Source organism: Nocardia sp. NPDC127579 (genome assembly GCF_042672005.1).
Classification (GTDB): Bacteria; Actinomycetota; Actinomycetes; order Mycobacteriales; family Mycobacteriaceae; genus Nocardia.
In genome coordinates this window covers 1359541-1386373 of sequence record NZ_JBHXVZ010000001.1, presented here as the reverse complement: position 1 = coordinate 1386373, position 26833 = coordinate 1359541, and the positions used below count along the sequence as shown (strand labels likewise).

Genomic DNA, 26833 nt, shown 5'->3' with positions numbered 1-26833 from the left:
TCGGTTCAGGTTCTGCCCCGAGAATCTAACTGGAACCGGTTCTATAAATCTGGCAAATGACCAACTCAGACAGTTGATTACATGGAACCCGACTGCTTGAGCTCCAGATACTCATCCGCCAGCGCCTCCGGCAGCCGCTCCGGCGGCGCGGACACCACCGCGATCCCCATGCGCCGCAACGACTCCTGGACCAGGGCCCGCTCGGCCAGCACCGACTCCGCGGCCGCCGCGGTGTACAGGTCATCGAGCCGATCCCGGCGCAGGGCCGCCGCGGCGATCTCCGGATCGGTGACCGAGACGATCAGCACCCGGTGCCGCACCGCGAGCACCGGCAACACCGGCAGCAGGTTCTCCTCGACAGCCGCGCCGTCCAACGTGGTGAACCAGACCACCAGACTGCGCCGGCGCGCCCGCTGGATGACCGCGCGGACCAGGCCCGGCGCGTCGGTGTCCACCAGGGCCGGGGTCACCCCGGCCAGCGCGTGCATCAGCTTGAGCTGCAACCGATTCCCGCCGATACCGCGCACCTCCGCACGAACCTCGCGGTCGTAGGCGAGTAGATCCACCGAATCACCCGCCGCGCCCGCGATCCCGCCGAGCAGCAGCGCCGCCTCGATATTCGCGTCCAGCCGGGTGCCGTCGCCGACACGGGCCGCGCTGATCCGGCCGGTATCCAGCAGCATCATGACGTGCCGGTTGCGCTCCGGCCGCCAGGTGCGCACCAGCACATCGGTGGCGCGGGCACTGGCCCGCCAGTCGATGGAGCGCACGTCGTCACCGGCCACATATTCGCGGAACGAATCGAATTCGGTGCCCTGGCCACGAGTGTTCGCCACATTGCGGCCCTCGAGGTGCTGGAGCCGCTTCACCTTCGAACGCATCAACCGCTCGCTGCGGAACGCCGGTAGCGCCCGCACTCGAGCGGGCACCGCCCGCCGAGTCTGCCTGCCTGCCAAGCCCAGTGGACCCAGCAGCCGCAGCGTCACCGGGCCCGCGACCCGGTCGCCGCGATAACTCGGGGTGAGCGTGGTGCGCAGGCGCACCAGTTGATTCGGCGCGAGTCGCAGCCGGTGCGCGCGGCCACGGGCGCGAGTGCTGTCGGGCCAGTCGTCCCACAGGTAGCCGCGCACGGTGCGGTTGCCGGTGTTGGTCACGACCAGCTCCACCTCGGTGCTGCGGTCCAGCCGGACCACCGTGAGTGGTTCCCGGGTCAGGGTCAGATCGCGGGCGCGCGCCACCCAGCCCATATCGATCAGCAGCAGCCAGGCCAGGATCGCGGTCACGAAAATGATCCCGCCCCAGCCGTGCAGGAACACCGCGACCAGCACCGCGCCCAAGGCCGCGACGGCGGCGAACCGTCCGGTAACGACCACGACTACACCGGCACCGGGACCGACAGCAGCAGCGACGAGAGCACGCCCTCGGTCGTCACGCCGTCCAGTTCGGCCTCCGGCTTCAAATGCAGCCGGTGCCGCAGCACCGCGGTGGCAACGTATTTCACGTCGTCCGGGGTGGTGAACCCGCGCCCGTTCAACCAGGCGAAGGCCCGCGCCGCCGCCATCAGCGCGGTCGCGCCGCGGGTCGAGGCACCGTGCTGCACGGCAGGGGAGGTGCGGGTGGCCCGGCACAGATCGACCGTGTAGGCCAGCACCTCGGGGCTGATCGTCACCTGCGCGATCGCGGCCCGTGCCGCCGTGAGATGGGCGGGACCGGCCACCGGACGCAAACCTGCGGCCGACAGATCCCGCGGATCGAAACCGGCGGCGTGCCGTTGCAGAATCCGGAATTCGTCGTCGCGGCCCGGCAATTGGATGTCGACCTTGAACAGGAACCGGTCCAGCTGCGCCTCCGGCAGCGGATAGGTACCCTCCTGCTCGATCGGGTTCTGGGTGGCGACCACCACGAACGGGTCCGGCAGCGGCCGCGGCTTGCCGTCCACCGAGACCTGCCGCTCCTCCATCGATTCCAGCAGCGCCGACTGGGTTTTCGGCGGGGTGCGGTTGATCTCGTCGGCCAGCAGCAGATTGGTGAACACCGGACCGTGCCGGAAGGTGAACTCGGCCGAATGCGGGTCGTAGATCTGGGAGCCGGTGACATCGCCGGGCATCAGGTCGGGCGTGAACTGCACGCGCGAGTGCTCCAGATCCAGTGCGGTCGACAGTGCCCGCACCAGCAGGGTTTTCGCGACACCCGGCACACCCTCGAGCAGCACGTGCCCGCGGCACAGCAGCGCCAGCACCAGATACATCACGGCCTGGTCGTTGCCGACCACCGCCTTGCCGATCTCGGTGCGCAGCGCGGCGAACGCCTGCCCGGCCTCCGCGGCGGTGGGGGTGTGGGTGGTGTCGGTCTGGGTCATCGGTCCCCTCCTGTGGGTCCGGCGGCGGCGCCGGATGGTGTGCGGCTCGGTGCGTCGGCGTCGATCAGATCGAGCACCGCGGCGACGATACGCAGTGTGTCGGTGTCGGGCACGGGCCCGTACAGCGCGGTGCCGAGCTGGTGCTGGTCCAGTCCGGTGCGGGCGGCCAGCGCGGCGACGAGCTGATCCGGGCGTGCGTCGGCGGGTACACCCAGCCGTGGGCGGGCCCGGCGCACGGTGGCGGCCCGCAGTTTCGCGGCCACGTACTCGTGGTCGCCGGAACGCCGGTACAGCGCCGCCTGACCGGCCAGCAGTTCGTTGGCCGCGACCTCGACCGGGCGGGGTTCCCGCACCAGCGCGCCCCGGCGGCGCGCCCGCCACCAGGCCAGCGCGGCACCGGCCAGCAGCAATTGCAGCCCACCGAATGCGAGCCAGGCAGGCAGCCGGGTGAAGATCGAATCCTCGCCCGCGCCACCGCAGAAGAAGAAGCAGGTGTCCTCGTCCTCGGGTGGGTCCGGGGGCGCAGGCAGATCCGGCGTCGGCGGCTTGGGTGCGGGCGGGGTGCCGAGGGCGCTCAGCGCGCCCCAGAGGACCAGGCCCACGGCGATCGACGCGAGCACGGCCGCCCAGAATTTCGGGCTCCGCAGCAGTTTCGGCACCGAGGGCAGCTCACGGCGGTGCCGTTCGCGGATCTCCACCGGTTCGGTTTCGAGGGGTCCCGGGGCGGGCGCGGGCGCGGACTGCGAGTAGCGGTCGGCCAGGTCCAATCGGCGGTATTCGGCCTCGGTGGCGCGACGACCTCCGTAGACGACCTCGTCGAAACTGTGTGCCGCGGGCTGGATCTCGCCGGCCACCTCGACCGGCAGCGCGCCCGAGGCATCCCGCGCGGTCTCGTCCGCGGTGCGTGAACGCCGGACCTCGAGTACCCCGCCCTGCTCCAGGCCGCGCAACATCGCCCGGAAGCGTTCCCGCAGCGCGCGATCGTAGTCCTGGTTCGCGGCGGCGGCGTCGGCCGCGCCGCGATGCTGAGCGGCCGGGCCCAGCGGCGGGATCTGCGGCGCGGGCAGGTCCGCGGGCGGCTTCCAGAAACTGATCTCCGGATCGTTCATCGCAGCTCCGGAATCTTGATATCGAGACCTTCGCGGCGGCAGCGCATGTCGAGGTAGGCCACCACCCGGGTGGCCGCCTCCACCACCTCGCCGAACGTCAGGAACACCAGCACCGAGGTGGTGGTCAGCGTGATGACCGTCCACAGGTGGGTGCCGGAGAAATCGGCGACGAACAGCCACAGCCCGAACACCGGCAGCATCAGCAGCACGAGCAGGCCGCGGTGCGCCAGCCACAGACCGGTCAGCGACCATTCCTTTCCGGCGACAAGCAGTTTCGCGCGCTGAGCCGCGGTGGAACGGTCGGCGCGTTCGGCGTGGATCACCGGCGTCGCGGCGTAGCGGGTGGCGCGCACCCGGCCGAGCAGTGGCGGGACGAAGAACGCCATCAGCACCAGCAGCACCACGCCCAAGGCGGTGGCCTCGTCGAGCAGCAGCCAGTAGGCGGGGATCGCCACCGTCCAGAACAGGGTGTAGGGGAATTCGAAGAGCAGCTGCCTGGGCGCGCTGGCCCACAGGCGATCCAGCGCGGCCGACCAGCCGATCCGGTGCCCGGCCACATCGGCCAGCCCGAGCGCCACGGTCGTTCCGCGCAGCAGAAAACGCAGTGCCCACGCGGCGACCAGCGTGGACAGCAATGCGGCCCACCCGATGCCGTCGTCGGAACCGTCGGTCAGCACCGAGACCCCCGCTGTCACAGCCATGACGAACAGTTCGGCTACCACCAGGCCCGCCGCCGCGAGCTTGGCCACCGCGCCGATATTGGCCTGCACCAACGCGAACGGGACATCGAGCAGTTCACGGAAGGTCAACGGGCGCACCGGCACCGTCGGTCCTGACCCTGGTGCCGGATCGTCTTCCGCCCCGACGGCACCGGCCGGGTCGGCTGGTAACACGCGGCCGAGTCTAGAGCGTGCGCGCCGCTCCCGTCACCTCGGTAAACCCGGCCGAGTACCGTCCAGCAGCCGGGCGACGACGCGACGGTACAGCTCGGGCGCGACCTGCGGCAGGCCCAGCAGCGCCCGCAGGTAGACCCCGTCGCCGACCAGGCCGACGAGCTGCGCCTGGACCGGATCGGCGAACTCGCTGTCCAGCCCGGCCTGCCATTTGGCCATCACCTCGTCGAGCGCGCGGTCGGTCTCGTCGAAATCCTGTGGACCGTCCAGGGTGCGCATGGCGGCGAGCATGGAGCGGTGCACGGCGAGTTCGAGCGCCTCGTCCGCGTCGTCGGGCTGCGGCGCCTGGAGATACCACTCGGCCAGCGAGCGGCCGGCGGCGACGGCGTGGTTCAGCTGCTGGTCGGCGCGCTCGCCGAGGCGGCGGATCAGACCGGCGAGCAGCGCGTCCTTGGACTTGAAGTGATACAGCAGGCCGCCTTTGGAGACGCCCGCTCCGGCCGCGACGCTCTCCAGGGTGACCTGCGACATGCCCTTGTCCAGCAGCAGGGATTCCAGGGCGTCGAGGATGCGGTCACGAGTGCCGCCGGTGTCGCGAGTGGTCACCCCGCGACTGTACCGTCCAGACGGTTGGGCTGTTACTGTACCGTCTGGACGGTAAATATCGGGAGGTAGACCGACCATGACCACCGAATTCGCACCCGCCCGGGCCACCGCTCGCACCTGGGCCGGCCTCGGCGTCCTCGCCCTGGCACTGCTGTTGATCTCGGTCGACGCGACCGTGCTCGACACCGCGATTCCCGCGATCAGCGCCGACCTCGCGCCCTCGACACCGCAGCTGCTGTGGATCATCGACATCTACTCGTTCGTGCTGGCCGGGCTACTGATCACCATGGGCACCCTCGGCGACCGCATCGGCCGCCGCCGGCTGCTGCTGGCCGGAGCCGCCGGATTCGGGCTGGCCTCCGCGCTGGCCGCCTGGGCCGTCAACCCCGAAATGCTGATCGCCGCCAGGGTGCTGCAAGGCGTCGCCGGCGCGACGCTCATGCCCGCGACTCTCGGACTGATCCGCGGCATGTTCGCCGACCCGCGCGAACGCACCCTCGCCATCTCGGTGTGGGGTGCGATGGCGGGCTCGGGCGCGGCGGTCGGCCCGCTGCTCGGCGGATGGCTGCTCGAACACTTCTGGTGGGGCTCGGTGTTTCTGGTGAACCTGCCCGTGATGGGACTGCTCATTGTGCTCGGGCCGCTGCTGATCCCCGAATCGAAGGACCCGGATCCCGGCCGCTTCGACCTGGTCAGCGCGGGTCTTTCGATGCTGGCGCTGATCCCGATCGTCTACGCGGTCAAGGAGATCGCGGCACACGGCCTGGCCTGGGGCCCGCTGGCGGCCGCCGCGATCGGTGCGCTCGCCGGAGCGCGGTTCCTGCGGCGACAGGCCCGGCTGGCCGATCCGCTGCTGGATCTGGCGCTGTTCGGTCGCCCGGCGTTCCGAGCCGCCGCGCTCACCAACCTGCTGTCGGTCTTCGCGCTGGCCGGTGTGCTGTTCTTCGGCTCGCAGTACCTGCAACTGGTGCTGGACCGGACACCGTTGCAGGCGGGTCTGCTGCTGGTGCCCGGCACGGTCGGCAGCATTGTCGGCGCGCTGGTCGCGGCCTGGCTGGTGCGGTGGTGGCGACCGGGGCAGGTGCTGTGCGGGTCGATGCTGATGGCGGCCGTCGGTGCGTCGCTGTTCTGGCTGCTGCGTGCCGAACCGGCCGCCGAGGTGTGGCCGTTCGTGGTCGGGTTCGGGCTGATCGGCGTCGGAGCCGGTGTGGCGCTGACGGTCTCGGCCGATCTGATCGTCAGCTCGGCCCCCGCCGAACGGGCCGGGAATGCCGCGGCGATCTCCGAGACGGCCCTGGAAGGTGGTGTCGCCCTGGGGGTAGCGGTGCTGGGCAGCGTCGTCATGGCCGAGTACCGGAGCGGCCTGGACTCGGTGTCGGCCGACCATGTCGGCGCGGCCCGCGAATCGCTCGGCGGTGCCGTCGAACTCGCCCGAGCGCTACCGGAATCCACCGCGACCGCGCTGCTCGAGTCGGCCCGCACCGCGTTCGTCTCCGGAATCCACCTGGCCGCGGCCGCGACCACGGCCATCCTGCTGCTCACCACGGTGCTGGTACACCGGGCGACCCGAGATCAGGGGGAGCGAACCTCGGCGACACCATAGGCATCGGGCAGACAAGCCTTCGAGCTCATGGCCGAGGCCACGCTGACGGTCGCCCAGACACACGCCGAGATGATGATGCACAGCGCGGAGATCGCGGCCAAGGGCAATTGCGCCGAAAGCGCCCGGCGCGCGGCCTGATCGACCGGAGCGTGCGGTCGAGCGCTGTTACGCCGCGGTGATGCGCCACCGACGGGGGCGGTCTGCGGACGTGATTCGCGGGGTGGGTTCAGTGGGCGGGTGGGAGTTCGCGGGGTGCACGGCGGCCCAGGAGTGAGCGGGATTTGCGGGACTGTAGTTCGGTGTCGCGGGCGGGTTCGGGAAGTGGGGAAGCCTGCGGAGACTGGGGGAGCGGCGAATACTGCGGCGCCGGGGTGTAATCGGCGTCCACGACGGTGGCGGCGACGTGCTGGGCGTGCGGCGAGCCGGGCGAGAGTTGGTAGCCGGGGTGGGCCGGGGCGAAGGCGGGCACGGCCGAATCCTGGTTGTCCACCGTGACCTTGCGGGTGCGGCGCAGGGTGAAGGTGATCTCCTCCACCTCTTCGAAGGCCTGCCGGGCGGTGCGCAGGGGATGGGTCGCGGTGTCGATGGCGTTGGCCACGAACGAGGGGACCAATGGGCGGATCAAGCGAGCCGCGGTGTCGGAGAACGGGACCTGGCCGATGATCGGCAGTTCCAGCCCGCCGCCCTTGGTTTCGGGCCGCGGCTGGTGCGGGACGAGTTCGCCGGTGCGGGCGGGCGGGTGCGCGGAGACGGTGGCGGGCAGGTTCGAAGACACGGTGCTGTCCTTTCCGGCCGGAAGTTCGGCGGGTCGCGGTGCGGGCCCGAGACGCTCGGGTTCGTTGACGCCGATCTCCAAGCCGCCGAGGGCGGCGATGACCCGGGTGCGCTGGCGCTCCCGGTCGATGGCGGCATCGGCCTCGGCGGCGAGGCGGGCGGCGGTGAGTTGTTGTTCGGCGCGCAGGTTCTCGGTTTCCGCGCGCACCTCGGCCTGTTTCACGGCGATAGCGGTGTCGGCGCAGAGTTCGGCCTCGTCCTGCACCGCCTGGAAGGAGTTGCGGCGTTCGAAGGAGGTACTGCCGCGCCACCAGCGCAGCAGTACCGGCAGCAGGGCCAGCAGTGTGAACGCGACCAGGATGAGCAGCCACAGCAGCAACGCGCCCGCACCGCCGAAGACATGGTCGTGCACGGCCGACCAGCGGGCGCCGAGGCCGCGGTCGCCTCCGGTGTAGGCCGCCGAGCGGGCGGCGGCGACCGTCTGCTCGCCGGCGGTGACGCGCTGGTTCGCGCCGTCGATCCGGCCCTGGGCGGCGGCCAGTTGGACGCGGGCGTCGTCGAGCATCTGGTTGGCGGTGCGCGTCTCGGGCCCGTTGCCGGGCACGCCGGTGATCCGGGTTTGCGGGCATTCGGCGCTGGGGTTGAATTCGCAGCGGGCGATGACCAGTGCGCGATCGTAGTCGGCCTGAGCCTTGGTGATCGCCTGGTCCAGGGCGGTGCGATCGGCGCGGGCGCGGTCGAGTTCGGCGGCGGCGACGACCACGCCGGGCGCGGATTCGGCGCCGCGCTGCGCTTTTTCGTCCAGCAGCCGGTCGACGGTGCCGCCGAACAGCACGGTGCAGGCCAGTTCGGCGACCAGCACGCCCGCCAGGATCGCGACGCCGATCCGGCTCAGCTGCCCGGCCCGGTCGGTGGCGGCGGCGGGCCGCACGGTGGCCAGCGCGCGGCCGATGGCGGCGGCCAGCAGGGTGAGCAGGACCGTAGTCAGTGCTGCGGGGAAGAAAGACCAGTCGGCCGCGGCGAGGGCGACAACGGTGACCGCCCCGGTGACCAGGGCGAAGAGGGTGACGACGGCGCCGGTGACGGCGTAGCTGGACCGTTCGTGGTGGTAGTTGCCAGCCTGGTCGGGGGTGTCCCACCGCGGGCCTCCGCCGAGCCAGATGAGCAAGCCGGTGGCGGTCATGCGATCTCACATCCTGTGTGGCGTCAGGCGAAACTGTCACAGATTCGTCGTGACAGCGTGACAGGCGCTCGGCCGACACACCGAGCCCGCCGTGGGGGTTGTGGGCAGCCTCACAATCGCTCGGGGAAGCGTTGCGCGGGCTGTGGGAAATCCCACCCGAATCGATAGCTGGAAATGTGCTGTCAGACACAGGGAATGAAAGAGTCCGGACGGTCGGATCCGGTTCCGATGCTCGTCATGCCTTCTGTCGGAAATGTCTCACGGGCCGCCGCAGCGAGGTAGCCGCCACTGCCTGGTTTGTCGATCGAGAGCACGGGGAAATCCACTGCGATGCAGGTCGGAAGCTGGATCGAAGACGCTCCAGCGCCCGGCGAATCCCAAGTTTTCGCTGGTCGACACCCCCTGCGCGGGGATCGATGACCTCCGACCGGCTGCTTTACACTGGACAACGCGCACGAGTTGGAGGACCGAATGAAGAAGCCCAGCTAAACCTGGTTATTAGTCAAACCTAAGTTGGTTGGGCCCCGGACCTGACTTATCGTTTGCTCTTACGCCGAACACAAAACTGGTCGGCACAATCGCCCGCACGGTTCACCAAGCCGGTGCCCCAGCCTAGCGGGCGGCACCCGCACGGAAGTTAGGAACTAGTAAGAGTTCCGTTACTTCCGAGCACCCCACACCAATGCGGGTGGACAACTGGAGACGTGACTGCACGCCGGACCATCAGCGCGGCTGGATTCGGAACGTACGGGCGCAGTCTTGACGAAGGCGTTCGGAGACGGGAAACAAAGGCGAATAAGCCAGCTTCTTTTCTTCGGAGGCCGACTTTTCTTGAAGGCAGAGGCATGACGCAACTTCCTGGCCACAGGTCCCCCGGACCCATCGGGCTCTATGACCCGGCGAACGAACACGACGCCTGCGGTGTCGCGTTCGTCGTCGACATGCACGGCCGCCGCAGCCGCGACATCGTCGACAAGGCTATTACGGCTCTGTTGAACCTGGAGCACCGCGGTGCCGCGGGCGCCGAACCGAACTCCGGTGACGGCGCGGGCATCCTGCTGCAGGTACCGGACCGGTTCTTCCGCGCCATCGTGGACTTCGAACTGCCCGCGGAAGGCGCCTACGCCACCGGCATCGCCTTCCTGCCGCAGGCCCGCCGGGAAGCCGCGCGCGCCGCCTACGGCGTCGAGAAGATCGTCAAGGAAGAGGGCCTGGTGGTCCTCGGCTGGCGCGAGGTCCCGATCGACGAGACCTCGCTCGGCGCGCTCGCCCGCGACGCCATGCCGACCTTCCGCCAGATCTTCATCGCCTCGCCCAAGGACAGCGCCGAGCAGCTCGCGGGCGTCGACCTGGAGCGCCGCGCCTACGTCATCCGCAAGCGGGTCGAGCGCGAACTCGGCAAGGCCGGCGCGGGCGAGGGCTCCACCGGCAAGGAGTCGGTGTACTTCCCGAGCCTGTCCGGCGAGACCTTCGTCTACAAGGGCATGTTCACCACGCCCCAGCTGCGCGCCTTCTACCTGGACCTGCAGGACGATCGCGTCGAGTCGGCGCTGGGCATCGTGCACTCGCGCTTCTCCACCAACACCTTCCCGTCCTGGCCGCTGGCGCACCCGTTCCGCCGGGTCGCGCACAACGGTGAGATCAACACCGTCACCGGTAACGAGAACTGGATGCGTGCCCGCGAGGCGCTGCTGCGCTCGGACGTGTTCGGCACCGACTCCGCCGGTAAGAACCGCCTGGACAAGATCTTCCCGGTCTGCACACCCGGCGCCTCGGACACCGCCCGCTTCGACGAGGTGCTGGAACTGCTGCATCTCGGTGGCCGCAGCCTGCCGCACGCCGTGCTGATGATGATCCCCGAGGCGTGGGAACGCAGCGAGAACATGGACCCGCAGCGTCGCGCGTTCTACGAGTACCACTCCTACCTGATGGAGCCGTGGGACGGACCGGCCTCGGTCTGCTTCTCCGACGGCACCGTCGTCGGCGCGGTGCTCGACCGCAACGGCCTGCGCCCCGGCCGCATCTGGGTCACCGAGGACGGCCTGGTCGTGCTGGCCTCCGAGGTCGGCGTGCTGGACATCGACCCGTCCAAGGTGGTCCAGAAGTTCCGGCTACAGCCCGGCAAGATGTTCCTGGTCGACACCGCCCAGGGCCGCATCATCAGCGACGACGAGTTCAAGACGCAGCTGGCGGCCGAGCACCCCTACCAGGAGTGGCTGGACAACGGCGTCACCAAGCTCGGTGATCTGCCGGATCGCCCGCACGTGCACATGTCGCATGACCGGGTGCTGATCCGGCAGCAGATCTTCGGATACACCAACGAGGAGCTGAACCTGCTGATCTCGCCGATGGCGAAGAACGGCATGGAGGCGCTCGGCTCGATGGGCACCGACACCCCGATCGCGGTGCTGTCCTCGCGGCCGCGGCTGCTCTTCGACTACTTCTCGCAGCTGTTCGCGCAGGTCACCAACCCGCCGCTGGACGCGATCCGCGAAGAGGTCGTCACCAGCCTGCAGCGGGCCATCGGCCCGGAGGCCGATCTGCTGCACCCGGGCCCGGAGTCCTGTCGCCAGATCGCCATCGAACAGCCGATTCTCGACAACGACGAGCTGGCCAAGCTCGTGCACATCAACGACGACGGCTCGCACCCCGGGCTGCGTTCGGTCGTGGTCCGCGGCCTCTACCCGGTCAAGAAGGGTGGCAAGGGCCTGCGCAAGGCGCTCGAGGCGATCAACACCCAGGTCTCGGCGGCCATCGACGGCGGCGCCCGGATCATCGTGCTGTCCGACCGTGAGTCCAACGAGAAGCTGGCGCCGATCCCGTCGCTGCTGCTGACCGCGTCGGTGCACCACCACCTGGTCCGCACCCGCACCCGCACCATGGTCGGCCTGGTGGTGGAGGCCGGTGACGCCCGCGAGGTGCACCACATGGCCCTGCTGGTCGGTTTCGGCGCGGCCGCGATCAACCCGTACATGGCCTTCGAGACCATCGAGGACCTGCTGGAGCGCGGCGCGCTGTCGCTGGGCACCGGCAGCATCTCCTCCGATTTCCGCAAGGCGGTCGCCAACTTCAACAAGGCCGCCGGCAAGGGTGTGCTGAAGGTGATGTCCAAGATGGGCATCTCGACGCTGGCCTCCTACACCGGCGCGCAGCTGTTCCAGGTCATCGGCCTGTCGCAGGCGCTGGTCGACGAGTACTTCTCCGGCCTGAAATCACCGCTGGCCGGTATCGGCCTGGACGAGATCGCCGATGATGTGGCGGCCCGGCACCGGGTGGCGTTCCTGGAGAACCGCAACGAGCGCGCGCACCGCGAGCTCGAGGTCGGCGGTGAATACCAGTGGCGGCGCGAGGGTGAGTACCACCTGTTCAACCCGGACACCGTGTTCAAGCTGCAGCACGCGACCCGCAGCGGGCAGTACTCGATCTTCAAGGAGTACACCAAGCTGGTCGACGACCAGTCCGAGCGGCTGGCTTCGCTGCGCGGTCTGTTCAAGTTCAAGACCAAGGAGCGCGCGCCGATCTCGATCGACGAGGTCGAGCCCGCCTCGGAGATCGTGAAGCGGTTCTCCACCGGTGCGATGAGCTACGGCTCGATCTCGGCGGAGGCGCACGAGACCCTCGCGATCGCGATGAATCGGCTCGGCGGCCGCTCGAATTCCGGTGAGGGCGGCGAGCATCCGGCCCGCTTCGAGGTCGAGGAGAACGGCGATTGGCGCCGGTCCGCGATCAAGCAGGTGGCTTCCGGTCGTTTCGGTGTGACTTCGCACTACCTGTCGAACTGCACCGATATCCAGATCAAGATGGCCCAGGGCGCCAAGCCGGGCGAGGGCGGTCAGCTGCCCGCGCACAAGGTGTACCCGTGGGTCGCCGAGGTGCGGCACTCGACGCCGGGCGTCGGCCTGATCTCCCCGCCGCCGCACCACGACATCTACTCGATCGAGGATCTGGCGCAGCTGATCCACGACCTCAAGAACGCGAACCCGCAGGCTCGGATTCACGTGAAACTTGTTGCAGAGCCGGGTGTCGGCACCGTCGCCGCGGGTGTCTCCAAGGCGCACGCCGACGTGGTTCTGATCTCGGGTCACGACGGCGGCACCGGCGCCTCGCCGCTGACCTCGCTCAAGCACGCGGGTGGCCCCTGGGAGCTCGGCCTGGCCGAGACCCAGCAGACGCTGCTGCTCAACGGTCTGCGCGACCGGATCGTGGTGCAGGTCGACGGTCAGATGAAGACCGGCCGCGATGTCGTGATCGCCGCGCTGCTCGGCGCGGAGGAGTACGGTTTCGCGACCGCGCCGCTGGTGGTCTCGGGCTGCATCATGATGCGCGTCTGCCACCTCGACACCTGCCCCGTCGGTGTCGCGACGCAGAACCCGGTGCTGCGCGAACGCTTCACCGGCAAGCCGGAATTCGTCGAGAACTTCTTCATGTTCATCGCCGAAGAGGTTCGGGAATTGCTGGCGTCGCTGGGCTTCCGCACCCTGGACGAGGCCATCGGCCGGGTCGACATGCTCGACACCGCCAAGGCCAAGCAGCACTGGAAGGCCAGCAAACTGGACCTGTCGCCGATCCTCGACGATGTCGAGACGGCGTTCATGTACCAGGACCGCCGCTGCACCAAGACCCAGGACCACGGCCTGGACAAGGCGCTGGATCAGCAGCTGATCACGCAGGCGCGTGAGGCCCTGGAGCGCGGCACCCCGGTCAAGTTCGAAACCAAGATCACGAACGTGAACCGGACCGTCGGCACCATGCTCGGCCACGAGGTGACGAAGAACTTCGGCGGCGTCGGCCTGCCCGACGACACCATCGACATCACCTTCACCGGTTCCGCGGGCAACAGCTTCGGCGCCTTCGTCCCCGCCGGCATCACGCTGCGGGTGCAGGGCGACGCGAACGACTATGTGGGCAAGGGCCTTTCCGGCGGCCACCTGGTCGTGCGCCCGGCGCTCAACGCGCCGGCCGGCTTCGAGGCGGAGTCGAACATCATCGCGGGCAACGTGATCCTGTTCGGCGCCACCAGCGGTAAGGCGTTCCTGTCCGGTGTGGTCGGCGAGCGCTTCGCGGTCCGCAACTCCGGCGCCACCGCCGTCGTCGAGGGCGTGGGCGACCACGGCCTGGAGTACATGACCGGCGGCAAGGTGGTCATCCTCGGTGAGACCGGCCGTAACTTCGGCGCCGGTATGTCCGGCGGTGAGGCGTTCGTCTACAACCCGAACGGCACGTTCGTCGCGCGGGTCAACCCGGAGCAGGCGGGCGCCATCGAGGAGCTCACCGATGCCGATCGCACCTGGCTGCGGGACATCATCACCGAGCACCGCGCCCAGACCGGCTCGGCGGTGGCCGAACGGATCCTGAACGACTGGTCCCAGCAGGTCGGCAACTTCGTGAAGGTCATGCCGCGCGAATACAAGAAGGTACTGCTCGCGATCTCCGAAGCCGAGAAGAACGGCGCGGACGTGAACGAGGCGATCATGGAGGCGGCTCGTGGCTGACCCACAAGGATTTCTGAAGCACACCTCGCGGGAACTGCCCACGCGCCGTCCGGTGCCGCTGCGCCTGATGGACTGGAAAGAGGTCTATGAGGAGGGGTTCGCCAAGGACACGCTCAAGACCCAGGCCAGCCGCTGCATGGACTGCGGTATCCCGTTCTGCCACAACGGCTGCCCGCTCGGGAACCTGATTCCCGAATGGAACGACCTGGTCTACAAGGGCCAGTGGCGTGAGGGCATCGACCGGCTGCACGCGACCAACAACTTCCCGGAGTTCACCGGGCGGCTGTGTCCCGCGCCGTGCGAGGCGTCCTGCGTCCTGGGTATCAACCAGGACCCGGTGACGATCAAGCAGGTCGAGGTCGAGCTGATCGAGAACGCCTTCGACGAGGGCTGGGTGACCCCGGTCTACCCGACCCGGCTCACCGGCAAGAAGATCGCCGTCGTCGGTTCCGGCCCGGCCGGTATGGCCGCCGCGCAGCAGCTGACTCGCGCCGGTCACACCGTGACCGTGTTCGAGCGCGCCGACCGCATCGGCGGCCTGCTGCGCTACGGCATCCCGGAATTCAAGATGGAGAAGCGCTTCATCGACCGCCGGATCGCGCAGATGGAGGCCGAGGGCACCATCTTCAAGACCGGTGTGAACGTGGGTGTCGACATCACCGCCGAGCAGCTGCGCGAGCAGTTCGACGCGGTCGTGCTGGCCGGCGGCGCCACGCTGGCCCGCGACCTGCCGATCCCGGGTCGTGAACTGGACGGCATCCACCAGGCCATGGAGTTCCTGCCGTGGGCCAACCGGGTGCAGCTCGGTGACGATGTCACCGACGCGGACGGCCTGCCGCCGATCCACGCGCGCGGCAAGAAGGTCGTCATCATCGGCGGCGGCGATACCGGCGCGGACTGCCTGGGCACCTCGCACCGGCAGGGCGCGGCCAGCGTGCACCAGTTCGAGATCATGCCGCGTCCGCCGGAGGAGCGCGCGGGTTCCACTCCGTGGCCGACCTACCCGCTGATGTACCGGGTGTCCTCGGCGCATGAGGAGGGCGGCGAGCGCGTGTTCTCGGTCAACACCGAGCGTTTCGTGGGCGCGGACGGCAAGGTCACCGGGTTGCAGGCGCACGAGGTGAAGATGTCCAACGGCCGTTTCGAGAAGGTCGAGGGCACCGACTTCACCCTCGAGGCCGATCTGGTGCTGCTGGCCATGGGCTTCACCGGTCCGGAGAAGCCGGGCCTGCTCGAGGATCTCGGCGTCGGCTACGACCAGCGCGGCAATGTGCAGCGCGACAAGGGCTGGTCCACCAATATCCCCGGCGTGTTCGTGGCCGGCGATATGGGCCGCGGTCAGTCGCTGATCGTGTGGGCCATCGCCGAGGGTCGCGCCGCGGCCGCCGCGGTGGACACCTACCTGGAGGGTGAGACCGCGCTGCCCGCGCCGATCACCCCCACCATGGTCGCTCAGCGCTGACCTGATTCGAATCGCCAAGAGCGCCTGCGGACTCCGTTCCGCAGGCGTTTTTGCGTTTCGAGACCCGCTCTGGTGGAGTGATCTTCGACGGAAATCGGACACGCGGTGTGGGTTTGCGTGGCGCACGCGGCGATTGGGCTCTAGTGTGATCAGCGGCGTGCTGTGGATCTTTCGGGTTGTGAGATTCCATAGCGCTATACCACCGGGTTAACCCTGAGGTTACTCGGCGTGCACTAGTGAGTCATCCGCCGAGTTCAGCATGGTTAACGGAAACTTGTCGGGGATGCCCTCCGCCCGAGGGCAGGTTTGAACTGGAGCAGTATGCGCTTGAAGAAGGTTGTCGCGGCCCTCGGCGTGTCCGCGACGATTGCGACCGGCCTGGTCTTCGGCGGCGGCGGCACGGCGGCAGCGGCTAGGTGCCCGAGCCTGTACGTGGTGGCGATCCCCGGCACCTGGGAGACCGGACACGACAAATCCCCCGGCCCCGGCATGCTGGCCGGTGTCACCCGGGGTCTCCCCGCCAATACCGAGGTCGACTATGTGACATACGCGGCGACTGCCTTCCCATGGGAGGGTGAGGTCTACGGCAATTCCAAGAAGGAAGCCGTCAGCAATGCGCGCGGGTTGATCGGCGCGATGGCGGCTCGTTGCGGCGCGACCGATATCGCGCTGGTCGGCTACAGCCAGGGCGCCGACGCGGCGGGCGATCTGGCCGCCGAGATCGGCACCGGGCTCGGAGTCGTTCCGCCGGACCGGGTCTCGGGTGTCGGCCTGATCTCCGATCCGCGGCGCTCGCCGACCGATATCCAGGTCGGCCCGTACGCGGCCGGCGCCGGTGCGGGCGGCCCCCGGGTCGGCGGCTTCGGCTGGCTGTCGGACCGCACCCGCACCATCTGCGCGGTCGACGATCTGTACTGCGCTACGGCCACCGATGATTTCGTCACCCGCTTCGCGGGCTGGCTGGCCCAGAGCTCGGAGGCCAACCCGGCCAATATCTGGCGTTATCAGCTCGAGGCCGGTGCCATCATCAACGACCTGATGGCGCACGGCGGTGTCCCGACTCTGCAATCGCAGCTGACGGATTCGGCGAACCAGGAGCGCAAAGAGCAGCTCGAGGAGTTCTACCGTTCGCAGGCGCACACGCTGTACGGCAGCTACGGCGTCGGCGGCGGCCAGACGGCGATCTCCTGGATGCACAACTGGATCGCCGGTATGGCGTGATCGCCACGCGAGACCCGCGCTAGCGCCCGGGTCTCCGCGCGGCGCGCTTTCTCCGGAGGGCTCACCTGGATTTCCAGGTGAGCCTTCTTCTGTTCAGTTGACTAGCTGCTGCCCGCGGAGCCCGTCGGCGGGCGGTGCAGGTGGATGGTCGGGCCGTGCTCGGGGTGGTCCTCGCGGTATTCGACGCGTGGGCCGCCGGGGTACGGGTGGGCGGGCATGGCCTCGGCGGGGCCGGGGATGATGATGGTCTGGCGGGGGTCCGGGCCGGGTCGGGGCCGCCAGTCGCCGTGGATTTCGGCGCCTTCCGGCGCCTCGGTGGTGACGGTCTCGAGTTCCACCGGTTCGTCGGTCGGGGCCTGCGCGTTGGCGGTGACGGCGAGGGCGCCGAGCGGAACGGTGACCAGGGCACCGGCCACCATGACTCGGACAGCGTGGCGACGGAACTTCCTCTTGTCGGTGTGCACGTCGGGTTCCTTTCTCGGGGGTCGATGAGTGCCTCGCGGCGACTCACGGCACCCATCAAAGAACCGCTCACTGGGACGGCGGTGCGACGAACCTGGCAGTCAGCTGGGAGTCGGCAGATTCCGCGGCAGCAGATCCCATACGTGCCCGTTCTCGTTGACGGTGGCGGCGGTGCGGCGACCGGTGCGGGAGAACAGGATCCGGGTGATCGAGCAGTAGTCGATCGGGAAGGTCAGCGGCCGGGCCAGCCCGAGCACGTCCTGGAGCAGCACGTTCACCACGCCGCCGTGCGCGAACGCGACCACGGTGTCGGCGGGGTCGGTGCTCGCGGCGATCTCGGTGACGGTGTCACGCACCCGCTGCACGAACGCGGGGCCGTCGATCTGCTCGGGCAGATACCCCGCCTTGATCCGCTCGTAGGCGGACTGGAATTCGGTCTTCGCGTCCTCGATCGGAATGTAGGCGGGCAGATCGCGGTCGTACTCGGCGAGATCGTCGACGACCCGCACCGGCAGGCCGAGCTTGGCGGCGAGCGGGGCGGCGGTCTCGCGGGCGCGGCGCTGCGGGCTGCTCAGGATCCGGCTGATCCGGTGCTGGCCGAGCGCGGCGGGCACCCGTTCGGCCTGCTCCTGCCCGATGGGCGAAAGCTCCGGATCGGCGGGTCCGGTCGCGTTGACGACGCGGAGCGGCTGGGCGTGGCGGACGAGGATCAACTGCACACCCCCACTGTGCCGCACCGGGGCCGAACCGAACCGGCCCGGGTCCGCGTTGCGGAGCCCGGGCCGGGGTGCGTTTCGTGTCTAGTCCTTCTTGCTGCGCAGGAAGAGCAGCACACCGACGACGGCGGCGATGATGACCAAGACGATGCAGAGGATGCCGATGAAGCCGATCCCCTTGCCCTTCTTTTTCTTGGCCGCGTACTCGATCGCCTGGGTGTAGGTGTCCGACGCCAGGTAGGTGTCCGGGTTGGCCCACACCGAGTGATCGATCACCGTCACGTTGTGCAGCAGGTCGAGGTACATAGTGCTCCCCATGTCGTTGTGATGTCACGGCCTCCTCCCGGGGCCGGATTCTCAACATAGTGGCTGTGGGCTCCAGAGGAGGGGACTTGGCCGATGCAATATCTCACTCCGAGAATTTCGCGTCCGTCGTTAACGTTCACCGCGGCTTCACCAATGGGAACGGCAGTGTTTCGCGAATGCTCCGTCCGGTGAGCAACATGATGATTCGATCCACACCCATCCCCAGGCCGCCGGTGGGCGGCATGGCGTGCTCGAGCGCCTGGAGGAAGTCCTCGTCGAGTTCCATCGCCTCCGGATCGCCGTTGGCCGCGAGCATCGACTGTTCGGTCAACCGGCGGCGCTGTTCCACCGGATCGGTGAGTTCGCTGTAGGCCGTGCCCAATTCGACGCCCCAGGCCACCAGGTCCCAGCGTTCGGTGACGCCCGGGATGCTGCGGTGCGCGCGGGTCAGCGGCGAGACCGAAGTGGGGAAATCGATATAGAAGGTGGGTTCCTCGGTGCGCGATTCCACCAGGTGCTCATACATTTCCAGCACCACCTGGCCCGTGTCCCAGCCGTGCTGATACGGCACCCCGGCCTGCTCGCACAGTTCACGTAGCTCGGAAAGCGTTGTCTCCGGCGTGATTTCGATGTCGATCGCCTCCGATACCGCACCGTGCACGGTCTTGACCGTCCAGGTGCCGGAGATATCGACCTCGGTCAGCGTGTCGTCCGGTCCGGGGCGCAGCGCCACCATGCTCCCGTTGGCGGCGAGCGCCGCCTGCTGGATCAGGTGCCGGCAGGTGTCCATCATGCGTCGGTAATCGCTGTGTGCCTCATAGGCTTCCAGGATCGTGAACTCCGGGTTGTGGCTGAAATCCACGCCCTCGTTGCGGAAGGTCCGGCCCAGTTCGAAGACCTTCTCCATCCCGCCCACGCACAGTCGCTTCAAATACAGTTCGGGGGCGATGCGCAGGTAGAGGTCCAGATCGTAGGCGTTGATGTGGGTCAGGAACGGTGCGGCGTTGGCGCCGCCGTGCACCTGTTGCAGGATCGGCGTCTCCACTTCGAGATAGCCCAGGCCGTGCAGCGAGTCGCGCAGCGAGCGCACCACCGCGCTGCGTTTGGCCAACACTTCCCGCGCCTCCGGGTTGATCGCCATATCGATGTAGCGTTGGCGCACCCGGGCCTCCGGATCGGCCAGGCCCTTCCACTTGTCCGGCAGCGGATGCAGGCATTTGCCGTTCATTCGCCAGTCCGCGGCCAGCAGGGAAAGCTCGCCGCGTCGGCTGGTGCCGATCTGGCCGCTGACCTCGATCAGGTCGCCGAGGTCGAAGAACTCGGTGAACTCGGCGCTGCGTTGCGCGCCGACCCGGTCCCGGTCGATGACCAGCTGGATCTCGTCGGACCAGTCGCGGACCACCGCGAAGATGACACCGCCGTAGTCGCGAATTCGCAGCAGCCGCCCGCAGACTCGCACCGTGGTGCCGCGCGGCGACCGGCGCGCGGCCGCGACGGTGTGGGTCGGGGGATAGGCGGTCGGGTAGGCGTCGATGCCGGCGGCGGTGAGCCGGTCCAGCTTGTCCATTCGTACCCGGACCTGCTCGGGGCGGCGCGTGAGCTGTTCCTCCGCCTCGATTTCCGGTGGCTCCGGCGCGCTGCCGTCGGCGTGCAGGCCGGTGACGGTGGCCGGGACGGCGCTGTGCAGACCGGTGTGCGCGACGGTGCCCGGCGCGTGCCCGAGGCGCGGCAGGAAACCCTCGGCCAGGGCGCTGGCGATCGCGACCCGCGGCAGCTGCCGCCGCTCCTCGAACAGGAAGAATCGCGGTACCCAGTGCGGCTGATATTTCACATTGGAGCGATACAGCGCTTCCAGCTGCCACCAGCGCGAGAAGAACAGCAGCACACCGCGCCACAGGCGCAGCACGGGCCCGGCGCCGATCCGGGCGCCCTCCTCGAACACCGAGCGGAAGACGGCGAAGTTCAGCGAGACCTTGGTGATGCCGTGCTGTTCGGAGGTCAGCGCGAGCTGCGAGATCATCAGCTCCATCACGCCGTTGGGTCCGCCGGGGTCGCGGCGCATCAACTCCAGTGAGACGCCGGTGCGGCCCCACGGGACCAGGGAGAGCATGCCGAGCACGTCCCCGTGATCGGCGGAGTCAGCCGCAGGCTGTCCGTTGAGGGTGGTGGTGGGCCGGCGGGTGGGCTTCACCGCTTCGACCAGTAGGCAGTCGCCGTCCAGCCGATCGCCGAGCCGGCCGAGCGCCATGGAGAAGCCGCGCTCGGTCTCGGTGTCGCGCCAGGTGTCGGCGCGGGCGATCACCTGCGTGAACTCCTCGGCCGGGATATCGCGGTGCCGCCGGATCCGCACGGCCACGCCATGTTTGCGCAGCCGGTTGGCGGCCTGGCGTACCTGTTTGAGCTCCGGGCCCGCCAGGGAGAAACCGCGCGTATCCAGGATCGCCTCGTCGCCCAGGCGCAGCGCCGAAAGCCCGGCCCGGCGATAGGCGGTGGCGCCGATCTCGCTGGCGCCCATGACCGCAGGCGCCCAGCCGTACTGATCGGCTTGGCGCAGCCAGGCATCGATCGCCTGCGGCCAGGCCTCCCGCAGGCCGATCGGGTCACCGCTGGCCAGGCAGACGCCGAGTTCGACGCGATAGGTGATGGCCGCCTTGCCACTCGGCGCGAACACCGCCGCCTTGTCCCGGCGGGTGGCGAAGTAGCCGAGCGAGTCCTCGATATCGGAGCGATCCAGCAGACCGCGAATGGCCGACTCGTCGGTGCCGGTCATGGCGTTGTCCGCGCGCTGCGAACGCAGCAGCACGATCACCGAGGCGAGCAGCGCGGCCGCGCCGAACAGGCCGAGCACGAAGTTGACGAATTGGCGTGGGCGGCCGTCGAAATGCTCGTTGTCCACCAGCACCGCGGCCGTCACCCGATAGACCGCCCAGCCCGGGCGCTGCCAGCCGCCGGGCAGCGAACCGGGGAACAGTTCGACCAGTCCCCAGCCGAGCAGGCAGCCCGCCACGAGCCCGGCGGCCAAGACGCCCAGCGCCTTCCAGCCCGCGCCGCGCCGCACCCGGGTGTAGAACTCCCGCCACGCGGCCAGCAGCACGCCCAGCACGAGGATGTGCACCACCAGCGCCACCAGCGCGTGGATGCTGCCGTTGAGTGCGAAATCCACGGCGTTGACCGCGACCCAGGCGGCGGTGTACCCGACCAGCAGCCACCAGACGATGCGTTTGCGGCTGGCCACCGCGCCGGCCAGCAGGCCGACGATCAACGCCCACATCAGGTTCGTCTCGGGCGCATCGATGTAATAGTTGTCGAGGTAGCGGCACGGGACGTGGGTCAGGAACCGGAAGGCGGGCGACAGACTCCACAGAAAGCAGATGACCGCGAAGACGCCGAGGATCGTGGCCGTGATGTGCGGGACGTTGGATAGGCGTCCATGGCCGCGATGGGGAATGGCGGAAGCCGACGGCACGGTTGATCTTTCGGGCGGGTGTTCGGTGCCGCGGTGCCCGGCTTGCGTGGAAGTCACCGAACCAGTGTGCGGGATCGGCAAAACACAATCCCAGCGTGCGGCCGTCGGCGTGTTGTGCTCGCGTGTCAGTCGCCTGGGCGGGGGTGGGCGTTCCGGTGGGGCCGGGGCAGGGTAAGCATGTAGGCATGTCAGATCCAGTCGAGATACCGATCGATGACGAGGTCATTCGGCTCGGCCAGTTTCTGAAGCTGGCCAACCTGATCGATTCCGGATCCGAGGCCAAGACCGTGATCGCCAACGGGCTGGTCCGGGTGAACGACGAGGTGGAACTACGGCGCGGCCGCCAGCTCCACGTCGGCGACGTCGTCGCCCTCGCCGGTCACAAGGCCAAAGTAGCTGGGTAGTCAGGCTTCGGCGCGCACGACGATGCCGTCGTGGTCGCTGTAGAGCATGTCGCCGGGGGTGAAGGTGACACCGCCGAACTCCACCGGGACATCTTTTTCGCCGCTGCCGGTCTGGGTGCTCTTGCGCGGGTTGGTGCCCAGCGCCTTGACGCCGATGTCGAGGGTGCGCAGGATCGCCGAATCCCGCACGGCGCCATGGACGATGACGCCTGCCCAGCCGTTGTCGACGCCGCGCCCGGCGATGATGTCGCCGACCAGGGCGGTGTGCACGCTGGCGCCGCCGTCGACCACCAGGACCTGCCCGTTGCCCGGCTCGCTCAGGGTCTGCTTCACCAGCAGGTTGTCCTGGAAGCAGCGGATGGTGGTGATCCGGCCGGAAAACACCGCGCGCCCGCCGAACTGAATGAACTGGGTATCGCAGCTGCGAATCTCGGGTCCGATCTCGTCGGCGAGATCCGCGGTGGCAACTGCATTCGATTCGGTCATGGCGCCCAGCTTAGGGGTGCGCCGACGCATTTCCCGTGCGGCCCGCACCCCGTGTGACCTGCGTCGCGTCGGCGGATCAGCCCGTGTTGGCGGTGCAGAAGGTGTCTTCGACGCGCGCCGGCTGTGTGGTGACCACGATCAGGTCCATCAAGGGGTCGACGTCCGGGCCCGCCGACTCCATCGCCGCCCGCTCGGCCGCGGCGGCGGTTGGGCCGGTCCCGGTGTAGGTGCTCGGCATGAAAGTCTGGAACAGATGGTTCCACGACACCCGCTGCACCAGCGATCCGCACTCGTTGTGCGTGACCAGGTAGACGAAGCAGTTGGCGCCGCAGGCCTCGAGCGCGGCCTGCTCGGCGGCGGCCTGCGTCGGATAGTCGACCGCCACGGTTTTGCGGAAGACCTCCCGGCTCACGGCCATCGCGCCGTACAGATCTCCCGCGGCCTGCGCGGGCCCGGCGCTGGTGGCGAGCAGTGCCCCCATGGCCGGCAGCACCATCGCCAGCGCGGTTCTACCCAAGAGCGACATACGAATTGAACCCCCGAAGAATCGAACTACGGCGATCTTCGCGGCTGACGGGCTGATTGTCCAGTCACTGACGGCCGTGGCGGCGTTCGTACTCCGTGCGCTCGGCTGCGCTGCGGGCCCGCTGTTCGGCGTCGGCGAGTTCAGGGTCGAGGCCGTGCTTGATCAGGCGGTGGCGGCGGTAGACGTAGAGCAGGGCGATGGTGAAGTAGATGAGCGGCAGGTAGAGCAGCGCCATCATGCCGAGGCCGATCCACTTCGGGCCGGGTACCAGCAGGAAGATGCACAGCACCGGAATGATCGGCACCAGGAATCGGGTCAGGTAGCGGCGGGTCGCCCCGGGGCCGGTGAGATCGTTGCGTACCCAGTCCGTCATCGACGGCGGCAGGGTCCGGCCACAGATGTAGCCGATGCGCTGGGTGAAGCTCGGCCTGGACTGCTCGGTCATATGTCCAGCATCTCGCATCCCGGCGGCACGGCGTTGGGCGACCGGTGTATCGGGTGTCACTGGGAGTCGGACTGCTGAGCTCGGGTGGTGTGGAATGCGACGATCTGCTTGATCAGGTTCTCGGTGGTGTGCTTGACCGCGATCTTCACGAACGGCTCGATGGTGCGTCCGAGCGCTTTGCCCGCGAGGCCGCCGGGGACCCGGTAGTCGACGAGAGCGTCGACGGTGCACGCGTCGGGGCCCTGCGGGTGGAACCGGAAGGTGGCGTGGATTTCGAAGCCCTTGATGGTGGTGATGCCGATGACGGCGTCGCGCTCCCACTTGTCGACCTCGACACGGGATTTCAGCGACGCGGGGCCGAGTTTCACGTGGCCGTCGAAGGCCGCGCCGATGCCTTCGACCTGGTCGCCGACCGGCGTGAAGGACTGGATGCCGTAGAGGAACTTGGTCAGATTCCGGTAGTCGTTCATGTAGGCGAACGCGGATTCGGCGGAGCCCGCGCAGCTTTCGTTGATCTTGATCTCGGTCATGATCGCCACAGTAACCGGTTGCAGAGCGGGCGGGGATTCACGCGGTGACCGCCAGCGTGGCCGCCAAACCGAAGACGAACGCCAGCACCACGACCTCGAGCAGGGCCCGGCGCAGCGACGCCCGCGCGGTCACCCGGTGCTCGGCCGCCTGCCGCACCCAGCCGCGCCGCCACCACCAGCCCAGTGCCAGCAGACCGGCCAGCACAGCGGCCTTGGCGAGCAGGACGCGACCGTAGCCGGTGCTCACCAGCGGGGTGAGCCCGCCGATCCGCACCAGCCCGTTGACCAGTCCGCTCACCGCCACCGCCGCCACCAGCGGCAGCGCCGCCGCCGAATAGCGCGGCAGCACCACCGCCCATTCGCCGCGGGTACGCACCACCAGGGCCAGGGCGACCAGCAGGCCGAACCACGCCGCCGCCGCGAGCGCGTGCACCGCCGCCAGCACCGAACCGAACGCCTGCTGCGACATATGACCGGTGATCGGGCGCAGCGCCAACGTCACGGCGGCGAACACCAGCACCAGATCGGCTGAGGCGGACTCCGGCCGCCGGTACGCCAGCGCCGCGTATCCGGCGACCACCGCGGTACCGAGCAGGACCGCGATCCCGATCTGCCCGCCGCTGATCTCGGTCAGATACGCGCCGAACTGGTCCGCGTCCAGGCGGCGCACCCCGGCCCCCACCACCTCGGCCGCGTCGAAGACCAGCACCGCCGCCTCGGCCGCACACCAGATTCCGGCGAGCCCGGCCAGCGGCCGCCACGGCGGATCCAGTCGCTCGTGCAAGCGCGGCAGCGCGGCCAGGCCGAGGACGGTGGCGCCCGCGCAGTCGGCAAGCATTCGCACACCCGCCTCCGCGGCCGCCGGATTGGGCGCGGTCAGCGCCCAGGCCAGGGCCACGCCGAGCAGCCCGGCCGGGACGAGCCACAGCAGTGCCCCCGCGTCCCGGCCGCCGCTGCCGCTCACCTGCGGGCTCTGCCTTTGCCGCCGAACAGCGCGAAGGCCAGGCCGCCGCCGAACAGGACCACCGCGCCGGCGATGAAGACCCACAGCGGGATTCCGCCGGAGTCGTCGTCGGCGCTCGCGGTGACCTGGAGGTTCGGCCCCGGCACTCCGGTGCCCGCCTTGGTCAGCGTGAAGGTCCGGGAACCTTTGACGGGATGCCCGTCGGCCGAGGTGACGTGGAAGGCGATGGTGTACTCGCCCGCCGGGCCGAGCTCACCGACCTCGACGCTGATCGTCCGGCCCTCGACCACGGGTTCGCCCTTGGACCACACATTGCGATCCGGCGGCCCGGTCACCGTCATCGCCGGGAAGCTGGGCTGCAACTCCTCGTTGAAGGTGATCGACACCCGGCCGGGGCTGGTGTCGATGCTGGCGCCGTCGGCGGGAACGCTGGAAACCGGCGCCGAATGCGCCGCCGCCGGGCCCGCGCCGAGCCCGGTCACGACCAGTGCCGCGGCCACCGCGCCGAGCACGCGAATCACCCTGCCGCGCTTCATGACTTGCGCCCGCGGAGGGTGTTGCCGATGCCCATGGCCACGCCCAGGATGCCCAGGGCCAGGCCCGCGCCGCCGAGCCAGCGCGCGGTGTCGTCGGTGGCGGCGGGCGCGCTGGCGGTGGCGCCGACCTGGTGGCCGTCTTCCGCGTCGGCCCGGCCGGCGGCCAGGGTCAAGGTGGGGGCGGGGTGCTCGGGTTCGGAGCCGTCCGGCCCGGCCGGCTGATCCCAGTTCACGATCTTGCCGTCGCTGTAGGTCTGCTTGGCCGGGAAGCTCACGGTCTCCTGCTTGGGCAGCGGCCCGATCGACACCGCGAATCGCTGGAACTGGCCGGTCCCGATGCCCGGGTTGCCGGGGTCCGCGGTCCAGGTGACCGCGACGACCTGGTTCTTGTCGTTCTTCTCGACCTTGGCCGTCCAGCCCGGGATCGGCTCGGTGCGTGCACCGGTCACGCCGGGCAGGGTGACGGTGAGCGCGGTGGTGGCGGCGGTCTCGGACTCGTTCGGCACCCGGAAGGTGGCCACGGAGTACTTACCCTGCTGGGCGCCGGGAGCGTCGACGCTGACGTGTGCGGCGGCGGTGCCACCGGCGAGCAATACCAGGCCGATGGCGGGTGCGACGGTGCCGCAGGCACGCAGAACTGAACTACGCATAGTGAAAGACTTTCTGTCCGAATGGTTTCCGATGACCAGCCCCGCGATGGGGTCAGACAGCCACCGGTGGCGCGCGCGGACCGCCCGCGCCGGTCGGATGAAAGCGGTAGGGCGACGGGCCCGCCGCGGACCAGCCGATTGTGCAGAGCTGTGGATGAATTCGGGGCGGCGCCGCGAGCGCGGCCCGAATCGCCCTGGAGACAACGAGATAGAGCCGCTGCGCCAGCGTGATGACCGCGCCGCAGACCAGCGTCGCGATGACGTGGGCGAGCAGCATCCACCAGCCGGGCAGCTGGGCGCGCACGAATTCGTGGTGGTGCGTGTCGAATCCGGACAGCACGGTGTGGCCCGCGAACTGTCCCGCGGCGAGCACACCGAGCAGGCCGAACCGGTTGCACGCGGTCGGCAGCGCGGTGGCGACCGCGCCGGCGAGCACGGCGACCACCAGCAGCAGGGTGCCGTTGGCGGAATCCGGGAAGCTGCCGCCCCCGAAGCCGTGGGCCGCGATCGCCAGCGCGGCGACCAGCGCGCCGGCCATGGCGCCGAGGACCGCGCGGCCTGCGGGTCGGCGGCGCACGCGGGTGGCCGACCGCATCCCGGGCGGCACCACGCGGGTGTGCCGGGACGCGATCGCGATCAT

The 26833-nt window shown here is 69.2% G+C and carries 23 protein-coding genes; 5 read left to right on the top strand and 18 right to left on the bottom strand.

What is annotated here, in order from left to right:
• Nucleotides 1-77 precede the first annotated feature (77 nt).
• The 5 genes from ACFVMC_RS05915 to ACFVMC_RS05895 are packed head-to-tail and all read right to left on the bottom strand — an operon-like array spanning nt 78 to nt 4967.
• Complete coding sequence (locus tag ACFVMC_RS05915) at nt 78-1373, bottom strand: DUF58 domain-containing protein (protein WP_379207242.1); 1296 nt, start codon at nt 1371-1373, stop codon at nt 78-80.
• A gap of 2 nt (nt 1374-1375) precedes the next feature.
• Nucleotides 1376-2359 carry an AAA family ATPase gene (locus ACFVMC_RS05910; RefSeq protein WP_379207240.1) on the bottom strand — a complete coding sequence of 328 codons (984 nt, stop codon included), beginning with the start codon at nt 2357-2359 and terminating at the stop codon, nt 1376-1378.
• Nucleotides 2356-3468 (bottom strand): DUF4129 domain-containing protein, encoded by a 1113-nt coding sequence (locus ACFVMC_RS05905; protein WP_379207238.1) that lies wholly within the window; start codon nt 3466-3468, stop codon nt 2356-2358. Before ACFVMC_RS05905 ends, ACFVMC_RS05910 begins: the two co-directional genes overlap by 4 nt.
• Nucleotides 3465-4361 (bottom strand): hypothetical protein, encoded by an 897-nt coding sequence (locus ACFVMC_RS05900; protein WP_379207237.1) that lies wholly within the window; start codon nt 4359-4361, stop codon nt 3465-3467. Before ACFVMC_RS05900 ends, ACFVMC_RS05905 begins: the two co-directional genes overlap by 4 nt.
• A gap of 33 nt (nt 4362-4394) precedes the next feature.
• Complete coding sequence (locus ACFVMC_RS05895; protein WP_379207236.1) at nt 4395-4967, bottom strand: TetR/AcrR family transcriptional regulator; 573 nt, start codon at nt 4965-4967, stop codon at nt 4395-4397.
• 76 nt (nt 4968-5043) lie between these two features.
• Here ACFVMC_RS05895 and ACFVMC_RS05890 point away from each other — a divergent pair, with 76 nt between their 5' ends.
• A complete protein-coding gene (locus ACFVMC_RS05890; RefSeq protein WP_379207235.1) occupies nt 5044-6570 on the top strand; it encodes an MFS transporter in 1527 nt (508 codons plus the stop codon).
• A gap of 226 nt (nt 6571-6796) precedes the next feature.
• On the opposite strand, the gene ACFVMC_RS05885 is transcribed toward ACFVMC_RS05890, so the two are convergent.
• Nucleotides 6797-8527: a DUF4407 domain-containing protein gene (locus ACFVMC_RS05885; protein ID WP_379207234.1), complete on the bottom strand. Its 1731-nt coding sequence runs from the start codon at nt 8525-8527 to the stop codon at nt 6797-6799.
• Between the two features lie 845 nt (nt 8528-9372).
• On the opposite strand from ACFVMC_RS05885, the gene gltB reads away from it, so the two are divergent.
• From gltB to ACFVMC_RS05870, 3 genes are all read left to right on the top strand, one after another.
• Nucleotides 9373-14019 (top strand): glutamate synthase large subunit, encoded by a 4647-nt coding sequence (gene gltB, locus ACFVMC_RS05880; protein ID WP_379207233.1) that lies wholly within the window; start codon nt 9373-9375, stop codon nt 14017-14019.
• The gene (locus ACFVMC_RS05875) at nt 14012-15481 is read left to right on the top strand and encodes a glutamate synthase subunit beta (RefSeq protein ID WP_379207232.1); all 1470 of its coding nucleotides are present in this window, start codon (nt 14012-14014) and stop codon (nt 15479-15481) included. Before gltB ends, ACFVMC_RS05875 begins: the two co-directional genes overlap by 8 nt.
• A gap of 321 nt (nt 15482-15802) precedes the next feature.
• Entirely contained in the window at nt 15803-16702 is a 900-nt protein-coding gene (locus ACFVMC_RS05870; RefSeq protein WP_379207231.1) for a cutinase family protein, read from the top strand.
• 101 nt (nt 16703-16803) lie between these two features.
• On the opposite strand, the gene ACFVMC_RS05865 is transcribed toward ACFVMC_RS05870, so the two are convergent.
• The 4 genes from ACFVMC_RS05865 to lysX form a co-directional block, all read right to left on the bottom strand.
• Nucleotides 16804-17166: a hypothetical protein gene (locus ACFVMC_RS05865; protein WP_379207230.1), complete on the bottom strand. Its 363-nt coding sequence runs from the start codon at nt 17164-17166 to the stop codon at nt 16804-16806.
• Nucleotides 17167-17265: 99 nt separating this feature from the next.
• Entirely contained in the window at nt 17266-17883 is a 618-nt protein-coding gene (locus tag ACFVMC_RS05860) for a histidine phosphatase family protein (RefSeq protein WP_379207229.1), read from the bottom strand.
• An 81-nt stretch (nt 17884-17964) separates the two neighbouring features.
• Nucleotides 17965-18198, bottom strand: a complete 234-nt coding sequence (locus tag ACFVMC_RS05855) for a hypothetical protein (protein WP_379207228.1) — start codon at nt 18196-18198, stop codon at nt 17965-17967.
• A gap of 124 nt (nt 18199-18322) precedes the next feature.
• Nucleotides 18323-21709, bottom strand: coding sequence for a bifunctional lysylphosphatidylglycerol synthetase/lysine--tRNA ligase LysX (gene lysX, locus ACFVMC_RS05850; RefSeq protein ID WP_379207227.1), 3387 nt, complete (start codon nt 21707-21709; stop codon nt 18323-18325).
• 128 nt (nt 21710-21837) lie between these two features.
• Between lysX and ACFVMC_RS05845 the strand changes: the two genes are divergently transcribed.
• A complete protein-coding gene (locus ACFVMC_RS05845) occupies nt 21838-22056 on the top strand; it encodes an RNA-binding S4 domain-containing protein (protein ID WP_379207225.1) in 219 nt (72 codons plus the stop codon).
• Here ACFVMC_RS05845 and rraA read toward each other — a convergent pair whose 3' ends face one another.
• The 8 genes from rraA to ACFVMC_RS05805 form a co-directional block, all read right to left on the bottom strand.
• Nucleotides 22057-22542, bottom strand: a complete 486-nt coding sequence (gene rraA / locus ACFVMC_RS05840) for a ribonuclease E activity regulator RraA (RefSeq protein WP_379207223.1) — start codon at nt 22540-22542, stop codon at nt 22057-22059. It lies immediately after the preceding gene.
• 76 nt (nt 22543-22618) lie between these two features.
• Complete coding sequence (locus ACFVMC_RS05835; RefSeq protein WP_379207221.1) at nt 22619-23059, bottom strand: DUF4189 domain-containing protein; 441 nt, start codon at nt 23057-23059, stop codon at nt 22619-22621.
• A gap of 73 nt (nt 23060-23132) precedes the next feature.
• The gene (locus ACFVMC_RS05830; protein ID WP_379207220.1) at nt 23133-23513 is read right to left on the bottom strand and encodes a DUF5313 family protein; all 381 of its coding nucleotides are present in this window, start codon (nt 23511-23513) and stop codon (nt 23133-23135) included.
• Nucleotides 23514-23569: 56 nt separating this feature from the next.
• Nucleotides 23570-24043: an SRPBCC family protein gene (locus ACFVMC_RS05825; RefSeq protein WP_379207218.1), complete on the bottom strand. Its 474-nt coding sequence runs from the start codon at nt 24041-24043 to the stop codon at nt 23570-23572.
• Nucleotides 24044-24080: 37 nt separating this feature from the next.
• Nucleotides 24081-25007: a CopD family protein gene (locus ACFVMC_RS05820; RefSeq protein ID WP_379207216.1), complete on the bottom strand. Its 927-nt coding sequence runs from the start codon at nt 25005-25007 to the stop codon at nt 24081-24083.
• Nucleotides 25004-25543 (bottom strand): copper resistance protein CopC, encoded by a 540-nt coding sequence (locus ACFVMC_RS05815; protein WP_379207215.1) that lies wholly within the window; start codon nt 25541-25543, stop codon nt 25004-25006. Before ACFVMC_RS05815 ends, ACFVMC_RS05820 begins: the two co-directional genes overlap by 4 nt.
• Nucleotides 25540-26193: a YcnI family protein gene (locus tag ACFVMC_RS05810; protein WP_379207213.1), complete on the bottom strand. Its 654-nt coding sequence runs from the start codon at nt 26191-26193 to the stop codon at nt 25540-25542. Before ACFVMC_RS05810 ends, ACFVMC_RS05815 begins: the two co-directional genes overlap by 4 nt.
• A 52-nt stretch (nt 26194-26245) precedes the next feature.
• The gene (locus ACFVMC_RS05805; RefSeq protein WP_379207211.1) at nt 26246-26833 is read right to left on the bottom strand and encodes a hypothetical protein; all 588 of its coding nucleotides are present in this window, start codon (nt 26831-26833) and stop codon (nt 26246-26248) included.